At 45.8% G+C, this 18,719-nt stretch carries 16 protein-coding genes and 3 pseudogenes; 16 read left to right on the top strand and 3 right to left on the bottom strand.

All coding sequences use genetic code 11. The features are described from left to right. Positions 1-169 precede the first annotated feature (169 nt). The 11 genes and pseudogenes from HFD87_RS15245 to HFD87_RS15200 all read left to right on the top strand — a co-directional run bounded on the left by HFD87_RS15245 (position 170) and on the right by HFD87_RS15200 (position 12,280). Positions 170-1,531, top strand: coding sequence for a DNA cytosine methyltransferase (locus HFD87_RS15245; protein WP_167423615.1), 1,362 nt, complete (start codon positions 170-172; stop codon positions 1,529-1,531). After that, a complete protein-coding gene (locus HFD87_RS15240; protein ID WP_207712411.1) occupies positions 1,528-3,126 on the top strand; it encodes an ATP-binding protein in 1,599 nt (532 codons plus the stop codon). The genes HFD87_RS15245 and HFD87_RS15240 overlap by 4 nt, the downstream gene beginning before the upstream one ends. Positions 3,127-3,129: 3 nt before the next feature. Continuing rightward, positions 3,130-5,388, top strand: a complete 2,259-nt coding sequence (locus HFD87_RS15235; protein ID WP_167423614.1) for a Z1 domain-containing protein — start codon at positions 3,130-3,132, stop codon at positions 5,386-5,388. A 1-nt stretch (position 5,389) separates the two neighbouring features. Then, positions 5,390-6,355 (top strand): PD-(D/E)XK motif protein, encoded by a 966-nt coding sequence (locus HFD87_RS15230; protein WP_167423613.1) that lies wholly within the window; start codon positions 5,390-5,392, stop codon positions 6,353-6,355. A gap of 280 nt (positions 6,356-6,635) precedes the next feature. After that, positions 6,636-7,382: pseudogene (locus HFD87_RS15225) on the top strand (transposase); the annotation flags it as partial. Between the two features lie 99 nt (positions 7,383-7,481). Continuing rightward, the gene (locus HFD87_RS15220) at positions 7,482-7,841 is read left to right on the top strand and encodes a type II toxin-antitoxin system RelE/ParE family toxin (RefSeq protein WP_167423612.1); all 360 of its coding nucleotides are present in this window, start codon (positions 7,482-7,484) and stop codon (positions 7,839-7,841) included. Beyond that, entirely contained in the window at positions 7,825-8,148 is a 324-nt protein-coding gene (locus HFD87_RS15215) for a DNA-binding transcriptional regulator (RefSeq protein ID WP_167423611.1), read from the top strand. Before HFD87_RS15220 ends, HFD87_RS15215 begins: the two co-directional genes overlap by 17 nt. A 524-nt stretch (positions 8,149-8,672) precedes the next feature. After that, positions 8,673-9,002: an endoribonuclease SymE gene (gene symE, locus HFD87_RS15210; RefSeq protein WP_033770916.1), complete on the top strand. Its 330-nt coding sequence runs from the start codon at positions 8,673-8,675 to the stop codon at positions 9,000-9,002. Positions 9,003-9,733: 731 nt separating this feature from the next. Beyond that, positions 9,734-10,261 (top strand): DUF2778 domain-containing protein, encoded by a 528-nt coding sequence (locus HFD87_RS15205; RefSeq protein ID WP_073970690.1) that lies wholly within the window; start codon positions 9,734-9,736, stop codon positions 10,259-10,261. 878 nt (positions 10,262-11,139) lie between these two features. After that, positions 11,140-11,247: pseudogene (locus HFD87_RS23015) on the top strand (hypothetical protein); the annotation flags it as partial. A 394-nt stretch (positions 11,248-11,641) separates the two neighbouring features. Then, entirely contained in the window at positions 11,642-12,280 is a 639-nt protein-coding gene (locus tag HFD87_RS15200) for an acyl-homoserine-lactone synthase (protein ID WP_031593697.1), read from the top strand. 14 nt (positions 12,281-12,294) lie between these two features. Here HFD87_RS15200 and HFD87_RS15195 read toward each other — a convergent pair whose 3' ends face one another. Continuing rightward, a complete protein-coding gene (locus HFD87_RS15195; RefSeq protein ID WP_022625337.1) occupies positions 12,295-12,987 on the bottom strand; it encodes a LuxR family transcriptional regulator in 693 nt (230 codons plus the stop codon). Positions 12,988-13,740: 753 nt separating this feature from the next. Here HFD87_RS15195 and HFD87_RS15185 point away from each other — a divergent pair. The 5 genes and pseudogenes from HFD87_RS15185 (at position 13,741) to HFD87_RS15165 (ending at position 16,283) form a co-directional block, all read left to right on the top strand. Continuing rightward, positions 13,741-14,097 (top strand): putative T6SS immunity periplasmic lipoprotein, encoded by a 357-nt coding sequence (locus HFD87_RS15185; protein WP_062759409.1) that lies wholly within the window; start codon positions 13,741-13,743, stop codon positions 14,095-14,097. A 129-nt stretch (positions 14,098-14,226) separates the two neighbouring features. Further along, entirely contained in the window at positions 14,227-14,652 is a 426-nt protein-coding gene (locus HFD87_RS15180; RefSeq protein ID WP_167423610.1) for a hypothetical protein, read from the top strand. Further along, positions 14,649-15,449, top strand: coding sequence for a CDP-diacylglycerol diphosphatase (locus tag HFD87_RS15175; protein ID WP_167423609.1), 801 nt, complete (start codon positions 14,649-14,651; stop codon positions 15,447-15,449). The genes HFD87_RS15180 and HFD87_RS15175 overlap by 4 nt, the downstream gene beginning before the upstream one ends. Positions 15,450-15,754: 305 nt before the next feature. Next, on the top strand, positions 15,755-16,003 hold the full coding sequence (locus tag HFD87_RS15170; RefSeq protein ID WP_022625341.1) for a CopG family ribbon-helix-helix protein: 249 nt from the start codon (positions 15,755-15,757) through the stop codon (positions 16,001-16,003). A 3-nt stretch (positions 16,004-16,006) separates the two neighbouring features. Beyond that, positions 16,007-16,283 (top strand): annotated as a pseudogene (locus HFD87_RS15165) (type II toxin-antitoxin system RelE/ParE family toxin). Positions 16,284-16,421: 138 nt separating this feature from the next. Here the strand turns inward: HFD87_RS15165 and HFD87_RS15160 are convergent. After that, positions 16,422-17,282, bottom strand: coding sequence for a ketose-bisphosphate aldolase (locus HFD87_RS15160; protein WP_167423608.1), 861 nt, complete (start codon positions 17,280-17,282; stop codon positions 16,422-16,424). 5 nt (positions 17,283-17,287) lie between these two features. Next, complete coding sequence (locus HFD87_RS15155; protein ID WP_132499306.1) at positions 17,288-18,712, bottom strand: PTS fructose transporter subunit IIC; 1,425 nt, start codon at positions 18,710-18,712, stop codon at positions 17,288-17,290. Positions 18,713-18,719: the final 7 nt, after the last annotated feature.

The raw sequence follows: 18,719 nt of genomic DNA, 5'->3' as shown, positions 1-18,719 counted from the left end.
CGCTAATGAATGTAACTTAAGCGATGAGATCACAGCGGCTTTAGTCGTACGAGGACACGGTGTTTGTTGAGAGAGCTTACTTAATAGAAATGCTGCATCGTAGTATGATTTTGGTTGTAACAACACCATCCGATGGCTGCTTCCATCAACTAGATATTGGCTAAAAAATATGAAGACACCATCGTTCACGTTTATCGACTTGTTTGCTGGCTTGGGCGGATTTCACATTGCGTTGAATAGGCTAGGCGGGCGGTGCGTCTTTGCAGCAGAGTGGCAAAAACATCTGCAAGAACTGTACCAAATTAACTTCAATCTACGCCCCGAGGGAGATATCACCCTTGTATCTCCCAATGATGTGCCTGCACACGATGTGCTAACTGCGGGGTTTCCCTGCCAGCCATTCTCTAAAGCCGGCGAGCAGCTTGGATTTGAATGTACTAAACAAGGTGACTTATTTTTCAATGTAGCAGCTATACTCGAGAAGAAAAAACCAAGTTTTTTCATCCTTGAGAATGTTCCAAATTTGTTAAAGCATGATGAAGGTCGCACCTGGAAAGCTATCCAAGATATCTTAGGCGTGGGGCCAGAGGGATTAGGATATCATATTGCCGCAGAACGCTTTTCGCCGCATCATTTTGGTATACCGCAGATTAGAGAGCGTGTTTATATTATTGGGTCACGAAAGCCTCTTGAAAATTTTTCTTGGCCTCAAAGAAGCCCGGCCGAGACATCAATAGACAACATCCTTGATGATTATCCCGCTAATGCTAAACCCCTATCTGCACAGGTGCTTGAGTGCCTTAATGTTTGGGCGGATTTTTTGAATCGTTGCCCTGCAGATGTTGAATTGCCTTCTTATCCGTTATGGTCCATGGAATGGGGTGCGACATACCCATATGAAAAGAATACACCTTACGCCTTAAAGGAGGATTATGGTATTAATGGCCTTAAGGGTTTTTCTGGCAGTCACGGACGCAAGATCGGCTATCTACGCACGATAGAAGAACGCTGGTCGGCATTGCCTAGTCATGCTCGCACACCACAGCGAAAATTTCCCAAATGGAAGATAGATTTTATTAGGCAGAACCGGCAATTCTATGCTGATAATAAAGAATGGATTGATCCTTGGATAAAAAGTATCTTAAAATTCCCTTCTAGTCTTCAAAAACTAGAATGGAATGTTAAAGGTGGGAAGCGCAATCTGTGGGAATATGTTCTGCAATTCCGTGCATCAGGTGTGCGAGTGAAACGCCGTAACACTGCCCCGAGCCTAATTGCCATGACTGACACTCAAGTGCCTATCATCGCATGGCAACAGCGGTACATGACGCCGGAAGAATGTGCCCGTTTGCAAAGTTTAGACGAATTGAAGGCACTACCATCTACTCCTACGAAGGCTTTCCATGCGCTCGGTAATGCTGTCAATTCGACTGTAGTAGAGCGTGTTGCTCGCGCTCTACTTGAAGATTTTATAGGACAACTTCCGGCAGATGGAGATATCAAAATTAGCCATGAAAAGGTCGATGCATGACGGATAGCCGGAAGCCGAATAAATTATCATCAATTGAGATCCGCCCAGAAGTTACTATGCTCTCGGTGCTACGGCACCTAAATTACAAACCATGGTTTGCTATAGCTGAGTTTGTCGACAACGCACTACAAAGCTTAATAGCAAACCACGAGCAGTTGAAAGTATTGCATGGTGATAAATTTCAACTAAGGGTGGATGTCAGAATTGATACCTCCAGCCCTGGGCTAATTGTTATCAGTGATAATGCTGCTGGAATATCTGAGGCTGATTTTCCTAGAGCTTTTAGAGCTGCTCAGGTTCCAGAAGATCGTAGCGGTCTTTCTGAATTCGGTATGGGTATGAAGAGTGCTGCATGCTGGTTTGCTGAGAAATGGAGTGTTCGTACAAAAGCAATTGGCGAATCAATTGAGCGCACGGTGTTTTTCGATGTGAGAAACATCGTCGAAAATAAGATCGAAAGTCTAAATACTGAAACTCGTGAAGTTGATCCTTCTTCACATTATACAGTGGTGACTCTTCGAGGTTTACATCACATACCACAAGGCCGAACTGTCGGTAAGATTCGAGATCATTTAGCAAGTATATATCGTATATTCCTTAGAGACGGAAGACTTTCTCTTAATTTAAACGACGTTCCGCTTGCTTATAAAATTCCAGATATACTAACTGCTGTTGCTTATACATCTCCAGGAGTCCAGGCACAGGGGGATAATGTATTGCCTGTCACATGGCGTAAAGACATCGAACTGGATTTTGGTGGAAAGCAGCGCGTCAGGGGATTTGTTGCTCTTCGAGAAATTGGTTCAACGCCATTAGCCGGTTTTGCTTTATTTCGCCGAGATAGGTTAATAGAAGGTAGCTTTGACGAGACTTATCGGCCAAGTTATATATTCAAACAAACTAACAGTTATCGTTATCAGCGATTATTTGGTGAGCTGCATATTGAAGGCTTTGAAGTTAGCCATACTAAAGACGGATTTCGCTGGGAAGAATATGAAGACATTTTTCTTGAGCTATTGAAAGATCAAATAGAACAGCTCCCACTAAATCTACTTGCGCAAGCCGAGAATTACCGAGCACTACCTTCGAGAAAGAGTATTGAGACGCGAGCTGTAGTAGCGACTACTGCTGTTGCAAGCTACATCGAAAAAGATGTTGCTCCACTATTAGTCGAGGCCAATCAGTTCCCTATAGATGCTAAAGAATTACCCTCAGAACTTATTGCAGGAGAACTTCAAGCATCTGAGCGCACTGTCGAAATTGACGATGGCAATCATCAATGGATAATCACTCTAAGAACGTCCTTAGATCCTGCAACTGACGATTGGGTATCTGTTGGAGTCACACAGCCGTCTACGGACTTGAACGACGATATTAGACGTTTGACTATTGATCTTTCTTTAGCTCACCCTTTTTCAATTGAATTTTTGGGCGTAAATAATGAAAACGTTGAATTATTATTGCGCATTTCAACAGCAATATGCATTGGATTAATCTTGACACAAGATGTTACCGGGCAATCGCCCGAAAGTTTTCTCTATCATTTTAACTATTTGATGAGAGGAGCACTAATGAAAGCCTCTCTGGTGAGATAAAACATGTCAACTTCAATAGAAATCCTAAAGACTCTTCAACCTGCTTTACGCTGGGTTCCTGAAAAAAAAGACATCACAGAAGAGTTTCTTCAGAGCAAGTCCAATGATCCTAATGGTCCTCGCTATGAGGATTTAGTAGACGGAGAGAATTCTGTACTTCAAGAAGCACAACGAATTCTCGGTCGCTGTTTGCCTCCGACAGACCCAGCAGGTCGAGAGACGGGGTTAGTGGTCGGTTATGTACAAAGCGGTAAAACGATGTCCTTTGAGACAGTGATTTCTCTAGCTCGGGACAATGGGTATGGAATCATAATTGTTTTGGCAGGGACAAAGAACAATCTTCGTGATCAATCTGAAAAGCGTTTGAAAAAAGATCTCGGTATAGACGATGGTGAAAATTGGTATCATTATTCTAACCCTACACAAAACCAAAAAACACAGATCGATGCTAAGATCACCGCTTGGAAAAAAAAGCCTACAAAAAAAGCCATTTTGTTTACTGTGCTCAAGCACGGAGGACATCTTGAAAATTTGGCGACTCTAGCCAAAAGGTTATCTGTTTCAGACGTCCCAGCCTTAATAATTGATGACGAAAGTGACCAAGCGAGTTTAAATACGAAGTCAGCAAAGATCCGTAGTGGAAGTGCTGCGTCCTCAGAAAAAAGCACGACTTACGAAAAAATTTGTAAGCTTCGGGATGTCTTCCCGCATCATTCATATCTGCAGTACACGGCTACTCCTCAGGCTAATCTTCTGCTTGCACAGACTGACCTGCTTAATGCATCATTTGCAGAATTGGTGACGCCAGGTGAGGCTTATACCGGAGGGAAATCATTTTTCGTAGATAACCATAGTCTTATCAGGGACATTCCATCTGTTGAAGTACCTAGCCCCACTAATATACTGACAGCATCACCTAAGAGTTTAGTGAGTGCGTTACGTTATTTTTTATTAGCATGTGCCCATCATGCGTTAACGCGCGAGCGAAAGAAAGACAGAAATCGATCAATGATGATCCACCCTGCGATGGCGACCTCATCTCATAATCATTATATGGGTTGGCTTGAGAATTCTTTAAAAACGCTAAAATTATATGTAGAAAAGCAATATAAAACAAAATTCGATACTGTGGCTCAGCTTTTTCAGGAAGAATATAATTCTCTCAAAACAACATTTCCAGAAATAAAAGCATTGAAAGATTTAGTTGGCGCGATGGTTGATGAAGTCTTCAGCGAACTAAATCACGTCGTAGTTAATGGCACTAAGGATGCTGAAAAGAATATAGACTGGAAAGCAACGCCATATTGGATTCTAGTAGGCGGTGCCAAGCTAGATCGAGGCTATACAATTGAAGGTCTTTGTGTAACTTATATGCCTCGGCCTTTAGGAACATCTCCGGCAGCAGATACACTCCAGCAAAGAGCACGGTTCTTTGGCTATAAGAAAGCATATTTAGGTCTGTGTCGTGTGTTCATTCAAAAGAATGTGAGACAGGCTTTTACGGAGTATGTAGAGCATGAAGAATTCGTTCGCGAAGCTTTAGAGAGTTCGCGCGGCAAACCTCTAACAGATTGGCGCCGAGATTTTGTGCTTACCTCAATGCTCAAGGCTACTAGAGCTAATGTCGTAGGGATTGATACGCGTCGGATTCCAGCTAATGGTTGGATGGTTCCTGATGTTATGCAAAGGGACAACATTGCTCTATTATCCAATCAAGAACTGCTATTATCGGTAGTTGAAAAATGGACTGGGGAATATGGTATTCCTGTCAATGCGTCAAAGTTCTCTCAATTCAAAGGCGTTAGAGATTTATCACCACACTTTGTGTTTGAACCTATACCACTCAAAACTGTCCTCGAAGATTTTCTACTTAATGTTAAAGTAAAAGATCCCTTTGATGCCGAAGAGCATAGTGCGATGCTGCTCGCTATAGCTGCGCTTCTTCGACAAGAACCGAATCTTAATGCTAATGTATTTCTCATGAACAACTTAGTTGCAGGTTATCGAACACGAACCTCGGGACGTGGTTTCGATGCCAAACACTGCTTCGCGCCTATTAACCAATATTTTAGCCAAAGTGCAGATACTGTTAATGATAGAACTTTTTGTTCATCTGAGTGCGTTTCTATCCAGTTACGACGATTTAACTTAGGTACGACTCTGCGTGATTCCGAAAGTGCTGATATTAAAGATGTTACTTGGTTTGCATTACACGTGCCAAGAAAATTGAAGAAAGATTTACTGGTCGAGGCACGTAAATAGCATGAATATCTTCGATAAATTCTCAAATTTGCCTTGTGCAACTTCAGAAAATAATTTTACAGCGATTCCTTTATCCACATATCGTAAGGACTTTCTGGCAAAAGGCTTTGATGGCACTCCTATTTTTCTCTTGCACGATGCTAGTAAAGTGCACTATAGCCCGGGTGTAAAATTTAGGTATTTGACAGCGATGTTTCATGCTACGTGCAAAGTGCATACTGAAGAGAAAGAACTATACGATCAATTCGCGCTCGTTTCATGCGATGCTGCTGTAACGGATTTGCATGAGATCTTTGTGCGTTGTTTTAGCGCTGCGATTGAGGAACTTCCCATTAATTCAGGTACGCGGGAATTAAATACATGTATCCAAAAGCTCGTAGATCTTTTCAGGTCTCTTTCTCAGCCAAGTGGTAAAGACGTTTTGGGTTTATGGGGTGAACTCTATGTGATCGCTAATAGCAGTAACGTAGTGAGTGCAATGACACGATGGCATGAAAATCCGTTTGATCGTTTTGACTTTTCATGGGAGCAGGGTTGTCTAGAAGTGAAAGCATCTATGCAATCGACGCGAATTCACACCTTTACGCTTGAGCAGTTGATGAATCCCATACAAGGCATAGGGTATATAGTGTCGTTAATGTTACAACCTTTATCAGGCGGGCTTGGATTGATTGATCTTGGCAATCAAATAGAAATGAAATTGACTAATTCGCCTGTGCTAAAACAAAAGCTCTGGAACAATTTGGCTAAAGCTTTGGGTAATGATTTTTCAGAAAAATTAGACAAGCGGTTTGATGTATCTCATGCAGAGCGTAATGCGATTGTGTTTATGATGAATGATGTTCCAAAACCTGAAAAACCGAGTGATCAGCGAATAATTTCGATACGATTTACTGTAGATCTTACCACGGCTACATCTTCCCTCAAAAAAAACTCATTTTCAGTTTTGAAAGATGTTTTTTTATAAAAATTTTGCTAATTAACTAATAGGTTTTTATTTTAAAAAAAGATGATTTTTTTTAATTTTTTTTCAAAAAAAAGTAGAAAAAATAGTTTAGCTAATGCTTAAGGTTTTTTCTACTGATACTTACTATTACGCTATGTAGTTGACTCAAATTATTGGGTTGTCTAATGAAAATGACAGTGGGGTTTACTGTCGATTTAGCAATTCCACTGTGACCTGCTTCCCGTTGATTAATACACCGCGATGTTAGTAATGTCTTCATCAGTCACATGAGGACATCCTCATGAAGACGCGTTTTTCCGACGAACAAGATCATCAGTATTCTCCGCGAGGCCGAAGCCGGGGTTTTGGCCCGGGAACTCTGCCGCAAGCATGCTATGTCAGAGGCTACCTTCTATACCTGGCGCAAGAAGTTCGGCGGCATGGAAATCCCCGAAGTAAAGCAGCTCAAGTTACCTGAAGAGGAGAACGCCCGACTCAGGAAACTGCTCGCCGAAGCCATGCTGGATAAGGAGGCGCTTCAGGTGGCTCTGAGTCGAAAGTTCTGACGACAGACCAGAAGCGGGAAGCCGTGGAAGTCATGTGTGAGGTCGCCGGTCTGTCGCAACGTCGTGCCTGTAGGCTGGCAGGTCTGTCTCTTTCAACCTGCCGTTATTCAGCTCAGCGACCGGCTGCTGACGCGCAGATATCTCTACGCATCACAAAGATGGCACCTGAACACCGCCGCTTTGGTTAACGGCGCATGTGGCAGTTATTGCGCCGGGAGGGCCTTCACGTCAACCACAAGCGCGTATACCGCATCTGTCACCTTAACGGCTTTGGTGTAAAGCGCAGGCGACGCCGTAAGAGTCTGGCGACTGAGCGGCTCCCGTTTCTTCGCCCGGATGCGCCGAACCTGACATGGTCGATGGATTTTGTCATGGATGTACTGGCCAGCGGCCGCCGGATTAAATGCCTGACCTGCGTGGATGATTTCACGAAGGAGTGTCTGACGATCATCCCCGCTTTCGGTATTCCAGGCGTTCATATACATGGTAAAATTCCGCCTGCTTCCGGCCCTTTGCATCAGTATGCAAAAGGAGTAATGTGGCACCAGGTGCTATAGTTAAGGTAACAGGATGTCAGCCTGATGCGCGTATTCAAAACTAAATGGTTCAGCAAGGCAGCGAAATCTCACGCCATTAAAGATAGTGAGTTATGTCGGACTATAGAGGCAGTAGTGCAGGGGAAGGCTGACGATCTTGGTGGTGGTGTTTATAAGAAGCGCCTGAACCAGAATCGCGATCGCGCCATTATCCTGGCGAAAGGTGGGGAGCACTGGTTTTACACGTTCCTTTATGCCAAACAGGATATGGCAAATATTGATAATCGCGAGCTGGCCGGATTTCGCGAGTTAGCAAAGCACTATGCTGCTCTTAGCGATGAAAAGATCACGGCACTGATTAAGAGTAAAGAACTGGTGGAGATTTGCCATGACTGCAAAAAGTAAATTTAAGAGCCCTGCATTTGAGGCCATCCACAGCGCGGCTTCTGGATTATTAAGCGTCGATGCTATCCCGCAGGAAACGATGCGCAACTTTGATAAAGCGTGCCTCAACAATGTGGATGAGCTGCAACCCATCGAGATTAAGGCGTTGCGTGAGAAGCTGAACGTCAGCCAGCCCGTTTTTGCCAGCTATCTGAATACCAGTGTATCAACGGTGCAGAAATGGGAAAGTGGCGTAAAGCGCCCGAGTGGATTATCGCTGAAACTGCTTACCGTGGTGCAGAAGCATGGGTTGAAGGTATTGGTTTGAGTGAGTTGTACTGGCTGCAGCATTAAATGGAAACCTGACTAAATCACGGCGCAGAAAGAACAATTTTAACCTCGATAATTGGGAGAAATCGGCTTTAAGCCATACACTGAAAAAATTGAGGCCGGGAAAATCCTTAAATGTATTGAAACACCATCTCATGAGAAACAATATGAGATTGTAAGGATTAGTGCAGTAACCTGGGGAGAATACAATGAGGAGGAAAGTTAAACTCTCTCTGATGATTCTCTATTTATTGAGTCAGGAAGAATAGCTGTTGGTAATTTTATGATATCCAGGGCTAATGTTCTTGAGCTATTTTTCCTGGTGCGCTTCTTATTATTTCCTGCCAGATAAAACTTACGGTTTATATTAAAATGATTTTATAAATTACTTATTTCACACTGTTTTTAGCTGGACTTTTCTTCTCTTTCCTGATGATATATACAGGTATTTAGCGCGGTGCGGATGTGCGCCAACACACCCGCGCCGCTAATCACAATCACTATTTAGAAGGAATAGTAATCATGACTGACGCCCATTCTATTGCACAACCGACTGAACCAGAAGTCTCTCCTGCAGATAACCGGCAATTAACCGTTAGCTATGCAAGCCGCTATCCGGATTACAGCCGGATACCTGCCATCACCATGAAAGGACAATGGCTGGAAGCTGCCGGTTTTGCCACTGGCACAGCAGTAGATGTAAAGGTAATGGAAGGTTGTATTGTGCTCACCGCCCGGCAGGAGAGCGAACTGATGCAGTCTCTGCGCCAGGTGTGCAAGTTGTCGGCGCGGAAACAAAAGCAGGTGCAGGAGTTTATTCAGGTCATTGCCGGTAAACAGAAAGTCGTCTGAGTGTAAAACCGCTCCCGACATCGCATCGGGAGCGGTTAAATGTCAGAACGCAATCACTTCCACAAATACATCAGTTGCCTAACTTTCTTCGCTGTTGACCACATTTTCCTCCTTGCAGACCAGCGTCTTATTACCTGACCGCAAAGAAACGTTATCGCTGAACTTAAAGCTATACCGCTGTGATACAAAGTTAATGCACAGTATCCCATTCCCTGATCGAAGCGAATATTCAATACCTGACCATCTTCAGCGGTCATCGCCAGCTTACGATGATATTAAATATTAGGTGGCGAACAGAATGCCATCAATTTGACTGGTTTTGACCTGCTCACCATTAATTAACATATTGCAATGTTAGTGCTGTCTTCATCGGCAATTTGAAGGCGTGCGTATAAAAATGGCTTTCCAAATCAGCATTCTTCGTGAGGCCAGAGCCGATTTTTTTGCCCCGATACTCTCCGTAAGCATACTATTCACAAAGCTACTTTCTAAACCTGGTGCAGGAAATCTGGCGGTAGAATTATAAAGAGTGTCATCTACATTCAGTACTGAGTTATTAAACTCTATCATATTTTTCAGCACGTTGGCGAAATAGAAATACAGGAAGCATTAGATGTATCACTAACTCATGATTGTGTTGAATATTAGACGCAGATCATTTTCATTTTATGATGAGGCATTATGATAAATCACACTCATCTATAAAATGATCAAAGTAGAAGGAGCCAGGCATGGCATTAAAAGGAATTTTCACTGTCAATGATGCAGATTACTCACCTTTACTCATGTATGGGATAGGGACGTTTATGGCGTACTCTGGTAACAGGGAATATCGCAATCGTGCAGGTTGCATTGCAGTTCCAGACAACGGGCCAATACCTGATGGTTTATATCACATCGTTAAGCGCCCAACCGGTGGCTGGAAAGGTATAATCCGAACTGACTTGCATGATTTCTACTCATGGCCTACTTCAACGCCAGTTATCAAGTATGAATGGTTTGCTTTGTATCGTGATGATGGAAGGATAGATGACCATATGTGGGTTAATAATGTAGAGCGCGGGAATTTCAGACTACATCCTCGCGGGCCTCTTGGTGTATCTTTAGGTTGTATCACTTTGCAACACAGAACTGATTTCATCGCTATTCGGCAAGCATTACTCTCTACTTCACAAGTGAAATTACGTAATGGACTAATGTCTTTTGGCACAATTGAGGTGGTTTTAAATGGAAGCAAAACGTGTCCCAGCGGGGTTTAGAATCCTTATCGCAGTATCCTTGTTCGTAATGACGTTCCTTCTGACAAGGCCGTCAGATCCATCGACAGAGGGACAACAGCGGTTTTGGATAAAATTAGCAGGGCTATTTAATCAACGCGATATTGAGGGTTTTGTGGGGATTGCGCTGTTAGTGATATGTACAATGGTAACGCTCATCGGTTATAAGATTATAGTCAGAGTCATTGAGAAGCAACTTAACACTAAGCAATGATTTCATAAGATGTGAATTAATTCTGGCAGAAGTTAAAAAATTACTTATAGATTGAATCATGTAAATTCGCTCACATTGCGCATTAAATTATTATGATATGTACGGCTATATCTTAGGTTTTCTTGCCCAAAATACTTGCATGCGCAATTGATTGAGTTGCATTGTAACCTGCTCACTGTTTTCTGGTGTACCTCCACCGGGACATCGGGTTTTCGTTGCCTGATTGTTTAATTCACTTTCCTGCAGTCCGATTATCCCCCTGGGAATGAAAGAGACAACACAGGGATGTTTATACGGGATTGAGCCTGCCAGAAAACCGTCTTATTTGCCTGTCGAGGAATAATCCGGAACGCTTTCCAGACACGGAGAGCGGTCAAAGGAACAATTAAAAGCCATGATAGAGTGTGGTGATGTGGTATGCCTGAATGGTGCGTCTGTTCTGTCCGCAGGGCTGTTTTACATTGACGACAAAGGTAAGTTAATTTGCGGCAATGAAAATGCCTTCAGATTCGGTGGAGCGAAAACATTATCGGTGCGTTTAATCCTGCAGTGAGTAAGCGCGATCACCGACGCTCTGACGGAATACCTGCGCCAACCTCATTAAGGCAGCTCAGCGTGGGAGGCGGGAGGCAGCCACCCAGTAACCTACGGAACGCTTAACATCAAAAACGTCGGCCGGTTACTCGCTGCTGGCGGTATCTGTAACGATAATAGTGAGGGGTTTCGTATAACGGCTGAACAGTTTGGCGGCGATGTCTTCAGCAACTGATTAGTGTCAGGCGGGGAAACCCCCGGTTAACCTGTATCACAGATTAGATAATAGTTGCTTTAGTCAATTCAACAGGAAAGCTTGCCCCTTAAAATTATAAAGGGCAATAATTAAACTATAGTTAATTGATGTTTTTCGTATTTTAATATAATTATCGTCTGAGCGCTTATTGCACTCTGTACCCGGTACCTGAAATATCAGATAATCGCGGGTGGGTTTTCCCTGGTGTTGACTTGGTCTTTGACCTCCTGACCGCTAAGCATGGTGAGTGCCCGGTGGTCAGGTACTTTTTTAAGTATAGGGTCTGCGCAGGTGTAATAAAAGCTGTCTTAAAAGACAGGGGTAATGGTTCCCATGTGTGATTATCAGGAATGAATGAATGAATTCTGCTATTGAGTTTTTTTTGCGTGATTACGATGAATTTCCGCCAGAATTATCAACCGAACTCTACCGGCTCAGAAGAAAAACATTTCGTGAGAGGCTCGACTGGAAAGTCGAATGCATTGACGGCATGGAAAAGGATCAATTTGACAACGAAAATACGACTTACCTGCTGGGCATGCATAACGGGAAGTTGCTATGTGGTGCACGGTTTATAGATTCGACGCAGCCGACGATGATGAGCGAAATTTTTCATGAATATTTCGAGGGTATAAGTGGTCTCCCCACAGATATCCCCTGTTGTGAGATTAGCCGGCTGTTTTTAGATAAAGAAAGACGTGATTCTGCAGGCCTGCATGGCTTGCCCGCCAGTAAAGTATTATTCCTTGCAATGATTTTTTATTGCATGAAGAGAAACTATCGGGGGATGTACGCTGTGGCAAGTCGCGGCATGTATGCAATATTTCGCCATGCGAACTGGAAAATAGAAGTTATTCAGAAAGGCCTTTCTGAAAAAGGGGAAGTTATCTACTACATTTTCATGCCTGCCAGCATGAGCATCGTGGAAGATATTATCACCAGGGACAAAGCCAGTGGCTGGCTTCGTGAGATGTCCCGGCATTTACGCCATCTTTAACCAGTAATGTTGACTCAGTTGTCCAGCAGCCGGAGCTCCGTCCCTAGTTTTACCGCATGTGTGGCGTTATTCACTCCGAGCTTTTTCATGACGTTGCCCATATGAAATTTTACGGTGCGTTCCGCAATAGATAAAATGACCGCAACTTCGGCGTATGTTTTCCCGGCGCCGACCCACTTAAGTATTTGGCGCTCACGCGGTGACAAAAAAACGTTCTTTTTCTGATGGTGTTGACTGTATAAGTTAAGCGTTTTCTGATGCAATTTAATAAGAAAACTAACTATTTTCGAACGATTTTTTTCCATGTCAATACCAGAATCTTTCTGACTGATAATGGATAGCAAAGCCAGGTTGTTCAGGTAGTCATGCAGAGGGAATGTCTGCCCCTGGAAAATATTATATTGAAAACTTTCATTGAAAATTCGCGTGAGATTGTAGCCGCCTGACAGAATGACGTTGTTTTCCCAAAAAAAATCTTCAACACAACGTAAACTCTGAATGATGACAGGATCAATAAACTGATACTTTCTTTCAAGGTATATATCGAACCACTCAGGGTTGTTATTAATAATACGCATCTGTGAAGGGTCTTTCTTGTTCATAATGGCGTAGGCATAGATAATACCCTTGTAATCCTCAAAGAATGCATTCAGTTCATTCTGGATTAACAAATTGATTCTTGTATCATTGTAGTATGTATCCTTCACGTCAGTTTCTACCTCCGGGATGAGTGGATAAACCAGTATAATCCGCTTCGTTAGCTGTTGCTAATCGTATTTTAAACCAGTTAAAGGACAGTGCAAATCACATCTGCCAGCAATATCCTGGATATTTTTGCTTTACAAAACGGATGGAAAGACCAGCTTACAAGACTACAGATGAATTATCGGGATTCACAAAAATCTGCGGGGACAGCAGGAACATTCGAATAATGATTCGCGATTTTAAGTTATTGCTGACTGGAGTGAACCGACAGCAGCATTTTTCATAACAAAAATCATGCTGGCAGGCGTAATTAAACAGACACCGAGTCAGTATCTGACTGCTGACGGTTTTTAAATCCTGATGCTTATGCTCCCCTTCGGCTCCCCGGCGTTACCGGGTCGTCAGTTCTGCTGCGCTAACCCCTGTGGGTTTCGGACATAGGGCCTGATGGCAAACGTTCAGGTCAACCCTGCAGCCGGCTTAACGTCTGCGCTTTCACTGGCCATATAGGTGATGACAAGCGAGTGTTAATCAGCAGGAGGCACATCAGGTCGTGTAAGTATGCCAGTAATCTGATTACTCTCCTGAACAGCAAGCCTCTATTTTAGCTCACTATTGGTTACTACTGGTTTATGGGATTGATAAGTGGTTTTTCTATCAGAGGCCAGGGGCATGGGGATGTACAGGGGCAATGATATGTTGCAGGATGTCCCCACGCTTTCTCAGAAAATCGTAACAGGGAAGGGGCGTTAATCATGAAAAACATGATGATGCTGGGTGTCGTATTTCTCTTAACGGGATGCCCTGGGCCTGGCGACCGAATGGTGGAGCGCGAATCTACAACGGCATTTATCAAAGACAAGCAAGTTTGTGTGGTGTCGCCACTGGAGCCACAAGAAAGGATTACTGCCATTCAAATCAACAGCGATAAAAGCAACTCCCTTCACAAGGTTTTTGATGACAAACCTGTTTATATTCCAAAAGGTGAGTGCCTTCCTGTGTTTGGATTTAAGTTCACAACTGGAGATCGTTACTATTTCGCCTATGATGTTCAATCTGATAAATCAGCGTCGCATTTAGTCACTGCTGATTTTTCTTATCCAAAAGAATAGGGGCATAACGGCCCTTTGATTCTCATAAACGCACGCATGTCATCAGGCCAGGCTTAACGACTTCACATCTGCGGTAGTTAAGGTAGTTACCAATGATGGGACATCACTCTTATTCATGGGGGCGAGGCAATGAAAAACCTGTTTAAGTGGTCCGCACTTGTGGCTGCCACCGTCCTCATTCTCATTGGCTTGTTTGTCTGGCTTGTTGCATCGGGCTCTGATGAAACGACTGTCTATAAAGAAAATGACTTCTTCAGCTATCACACACTGACAGACAAGGACATTGAAAACGCGCCGCGTATAACGGACAACTACTATTTTGAAGCGCACCTTGGCGACGGTTACTCACCTTCAAATAGCATCATATTTAAGGGGGCTACAGATACTGCATCGCTGCAGGCTTATCTCGAAAAGCTGGGATACATGAAGCAAAATCGCAGTCTGGGCGAGAAGGAAATATGGGCAAGGCCTGATCAGTTGGATGGGGATCAGTTCTATCTGTACTTTAATCCCACAACCCATGAGGTTGAGCTGACCAGGGTTCTGAATAATTGAGTAGCCTGAACGGGAAATTGTTGTGGCGATGCCGTTCTCTGTCGCTGGTCATCGTGCTGCTGCTGGCGGGATGCGCTCGCTCTGACGCGCTGTGGACGGTCACGCATGACCTCTGCATGAATAACTATCACTATCGTCGCGATCCGGCTCCCTGCCAGCAAATCTATCTGCCGCAGGACAACACGCAGGGCTACAGCATCATCCAGAATCCTCGCCACAGGCTGCACTTTATTCTGGTGCCTACGGTGGCGATGTCCGGCATTGAGAGCATTGCGCTGTCGCGCCCCGGACGTCCCGATTATTTCGGCTACGCCTGGTTAATGCGTTATCGTCTGATGGCGGCCTATGGCGCTAAAGTGCCTGAGGATCGCCTCGGCATGGCGCTGAATTCCGCTTATGGCCGCAGCCAGAATCAACTGCATATTCATCTGACCTGCCTGCGGGAAGATGTCTATCGCCAGCTTCAGGCCGAGCGCCCCTTTATTAATAATGACTGGCGACCCTTGCCCGACCGATTGCTGAACCACACCTACTACGTCCGTCGCGTTATGCAGCCGACGGCGATGGGGATCTATCCTGTCTCCTCCGTAGCACGCCATTTCCGGCTGTCGCCGCCGCAGCTGGCAGAGTCTGGTGTGGCGCTCATTCCGGCGACGTTTTCGGGAGAGAAAGGGTTTATCCTGCTAACTACCCGGCGCGGCTGGGATAAGGGCAATCGGGCTTCCGTTGAGTCGCTGCTGGATAAACGCTGCGCTATTCTTTCAGCGCCGCCAACTGACGTTGCAGTCGGGAAGTAACTAAACCTTATCACCCTTAATCCTTCACCGACCCAGCCACTCTGCTGTAATCAAATGCTCTGCCAGCAAGAACCCGACTGACGAGGACGATCGCCCGTCCATCGGTTTCGTAAACATTGAAACAGGTTCGTGTCCGCCCAATATAGTGAGATCGCATAGTCATTTATCAGACCAGTCCATAGGTGACAATTAGTGCGAAACAAACCTCAGGATGCTGCCCGCAAAATAAGCTCTGATGTTTTTATAGACAAACCCAAGTTAGACTTAATAAAAGTTATTAACTGTTATTAAAAGAGGTGATCACTATGGGTTCTCTTACAAAACAGACCATTAGCGCACAAATACCCACCGATTTGGCTAATGCTGTAGAAAATCTGGCTGTGGAGCTGGATCGTTCTAAAAGCTGGATCATCAAGGAAGCGTTGACCACCATGCTGGCTGAAAGGGAACGGCGTCATCAGAGCATTCAGGCTGGTCTTGCCGATGTAGATGCCGGGCGTGTAGTAAGTCACTCTGACCTTGTTGAATTTGGTAATCGTTTAAAGAAAAGCTGATAAATGGAAATTTACTGGACGGCTTAAAGCTCAGGATGACCTGGAACGCATCTACCGTTTTGCTCTTCAGTACAGCCGCCAGCATGCTGATGATGTCTTAGACCGCCTGATAACCGGCAGTGCTGGCCTCAAGGCACACCCAGCAATCGGCATACAGCAGGTTCGATATGAACCTCGGGAAGTTCGAAAGGTGATACTGGATGACTACGAGATTCACTACGAACTTCGTGATAATGCCATCTACATCGTGGATCTCTGGCATACAAAAGAAGAGCGATGAGCAGATCTCTTTTCATTGATGGCTGTTGCTTACTGACCTGATACTTATTTAAAGCTCACTTCTCAAAACCCAAAAAAGACACCGATCCATCAGTGCCTTTCCCATACTCAACTCGCAACCAATCCCCCCACCAACCCCTTACCGATACAACGCCGCTTTCCCCACCGAACTAAACAGCGCCATCTTCGCCGCGACCACTTCACTCGCCGCCTGCATCGGTTTAACAAAGAGGGAATTAGGCTCGTGACTCCCAAGCTTCAGTTCCTGCTCCAGCGCCACGAAGAACGCCTTCTTCATATCACTGGAGATATTGATTTTACCGACGCCATAACGGATCGATTCCGCGACCTCGCTGTCTTTGTTGCCCGAACCACCATGCAGCACCAGCGGAATATCAACCACCTTACGGATCTGCTGCAGGCGCTCGATATCCAGCTTCGGCTGCTTCCCTTTGGGGTAAAGGCCATGCGAGGTGCCGATGGCGACCGCCAGCGTGTCGGTGCCGGTCTCGCGCACAAAGGTCTCGGCCTGCTGCGGATCGGTATAGAGAATCTCGTTACTGCCGCCTTCGCCGCTGCCTTCTGCCACGCCGATGGTGCCCAGCTCCGCTTCCACAGAGACATTAATCGTGTGCGCTATCTCGACAATCTTCTTCGTCAGCGCAATATTCTGCTCAAAAGGTTGAGACGAGGCGTCAATCATCACCGAGGTAAAACCGGCGTAGATCGCTTTCATCACCTCTTCCAGCGAGCGGCCATGGTCCAGATGGATCACCACCGGCACGCGCGCCTGAATCGCCAGCGTCCGCAGATAGCCGATAAATTCCGGGCCTGTAAACGCCATCTCTTCAGGATGGATCTCCAGAATCAGCGGTGAATCCAGTCTCTCGGCAGTCTCAACCGCCACACGTCCAAACTCCGCGCTGGCGATGTTAAACGCACCAACGCCAAACTGATGCTGTCGGGCAACGCTGAGCAGATCTTTCATGTTGTAAAGCATAGGTTTTATCCTTGTTTTGCAGGAACGGAGATATCTTTTTTCAGGAACAGCAGGATCAGCGCTGTCAGCAAACTACCTGCGGCAATCGCAAACAGATAACCCATGACATTGCTGATCACGTTAGGAATGAAGATGACGAAAATGCCGCCGTGAGGAGCGCGGGAAGCACATCCCAGCATCATTGAGAGGGCGCCCGCTAACCCGGAGCCCGCCACGATGGCCGGGATGACACGCAGTGGATCGGCGACCGCGTAAGGGATGGCGCCTTCGGTAATGAATGACAGACCGAGAATGTAGGTGACCTTGCCGGTTTCCCGCTCCTGCTCGGTAAACTTGCGGCGGAAGAGGGTGGTTGCCAGCGCGATGCCCAGTGGTGGCACCATGCCTGCCGCCATACAGGCGGCAATCGGTCCGTAAACCCCGCTCGACATCAGGCCAATCGCAAACATACAGACGGTCTTATTCAGCGGGCCACCCATATCAAAGGCCACCATCATGCCGAACAGCAGGCCGAGAATGGCCGCATTGGTGTTACCCAGCGAACTGAGGAAGTCGGTCAGCCAGCCGAGCAGCATTTTTATCGGCTCACCAATCAGCAGCGCCATCAGTGCGCCGGTCAGCAGCACGCTCAGCAGAGGCACGATTAAAATAGGTTTCAGCCCGGCGACCGCTTTGGGCAGATGGATATGGTTATTGATCAGCAGCGTGATGTATCCGGCCAGGAAGCCGGCAATCAGCGCGCCGAGAAAGCCGGAGCCGGTGTGGATCGCCATCATCCCGCCCACGGCGCCCGCCACGATGCCCGCTTTGCCGCTGACAGACTGGCTGATGCCCAGCGCCAGAATCGGCAGCATCAGGGCAAAAGCGGAACCGCCACCGATGTCAGAGAGCATCTTCGCTATCGGGCTGAAGTTCGCGTCCCCTGGTGTGGCCGCCGTAATCCCGAATGAAAAACTCAGCGCGATCAGAATGCCGCCCGCCACCACAAAGGGGATCATCAGGTTCACGCCGGTGATCAGGTGCACATAAATCTCTGAAATCCAGGAACGGGAACCCGATGTCTCACGGGCACTGTTAGCCGGTTCCGATGCACTGGCCTGCGGGGCGGAGTCGGCAAGTCTCGGAGCCAGTTCGCCGTTAACAATGGCGTTTAACAGGCCTTCAGCGTCCTTCGCGGCACGGGTAACGGGCACTTCAATCACGTTTTTATGCTGGAAGCGCGCCATCTCAACTTTTTTATCTGCGGCGATTAACACTATGTCGGCTTGATGAATATCGTCGTCGCTGAAAATATATTCGCTTTCAATCGCGCCCTGGGTTTCAACTAATACATTCAGGCCCAGTTTTTTAGCCGCTTTTTTTAAATTACTTTCGGCAAGGTAGGTGTGGGCGACACCTGTAGGACAGGCGGTAATGGCAATAATGTTCATAAATGTT

The organism is Pantoea sp. EKM21T, assembly GCF_011800405.1.
GTDB lineage: Bacteria > Pseudomonadota > Gammaproteobacteria > Enterobacterales > Enterobacteriaceae > Pantoea > Pantoea agglomerans.
This window is presented reverse-complemented; position numbering and strand designations above follow the sequence as displayed.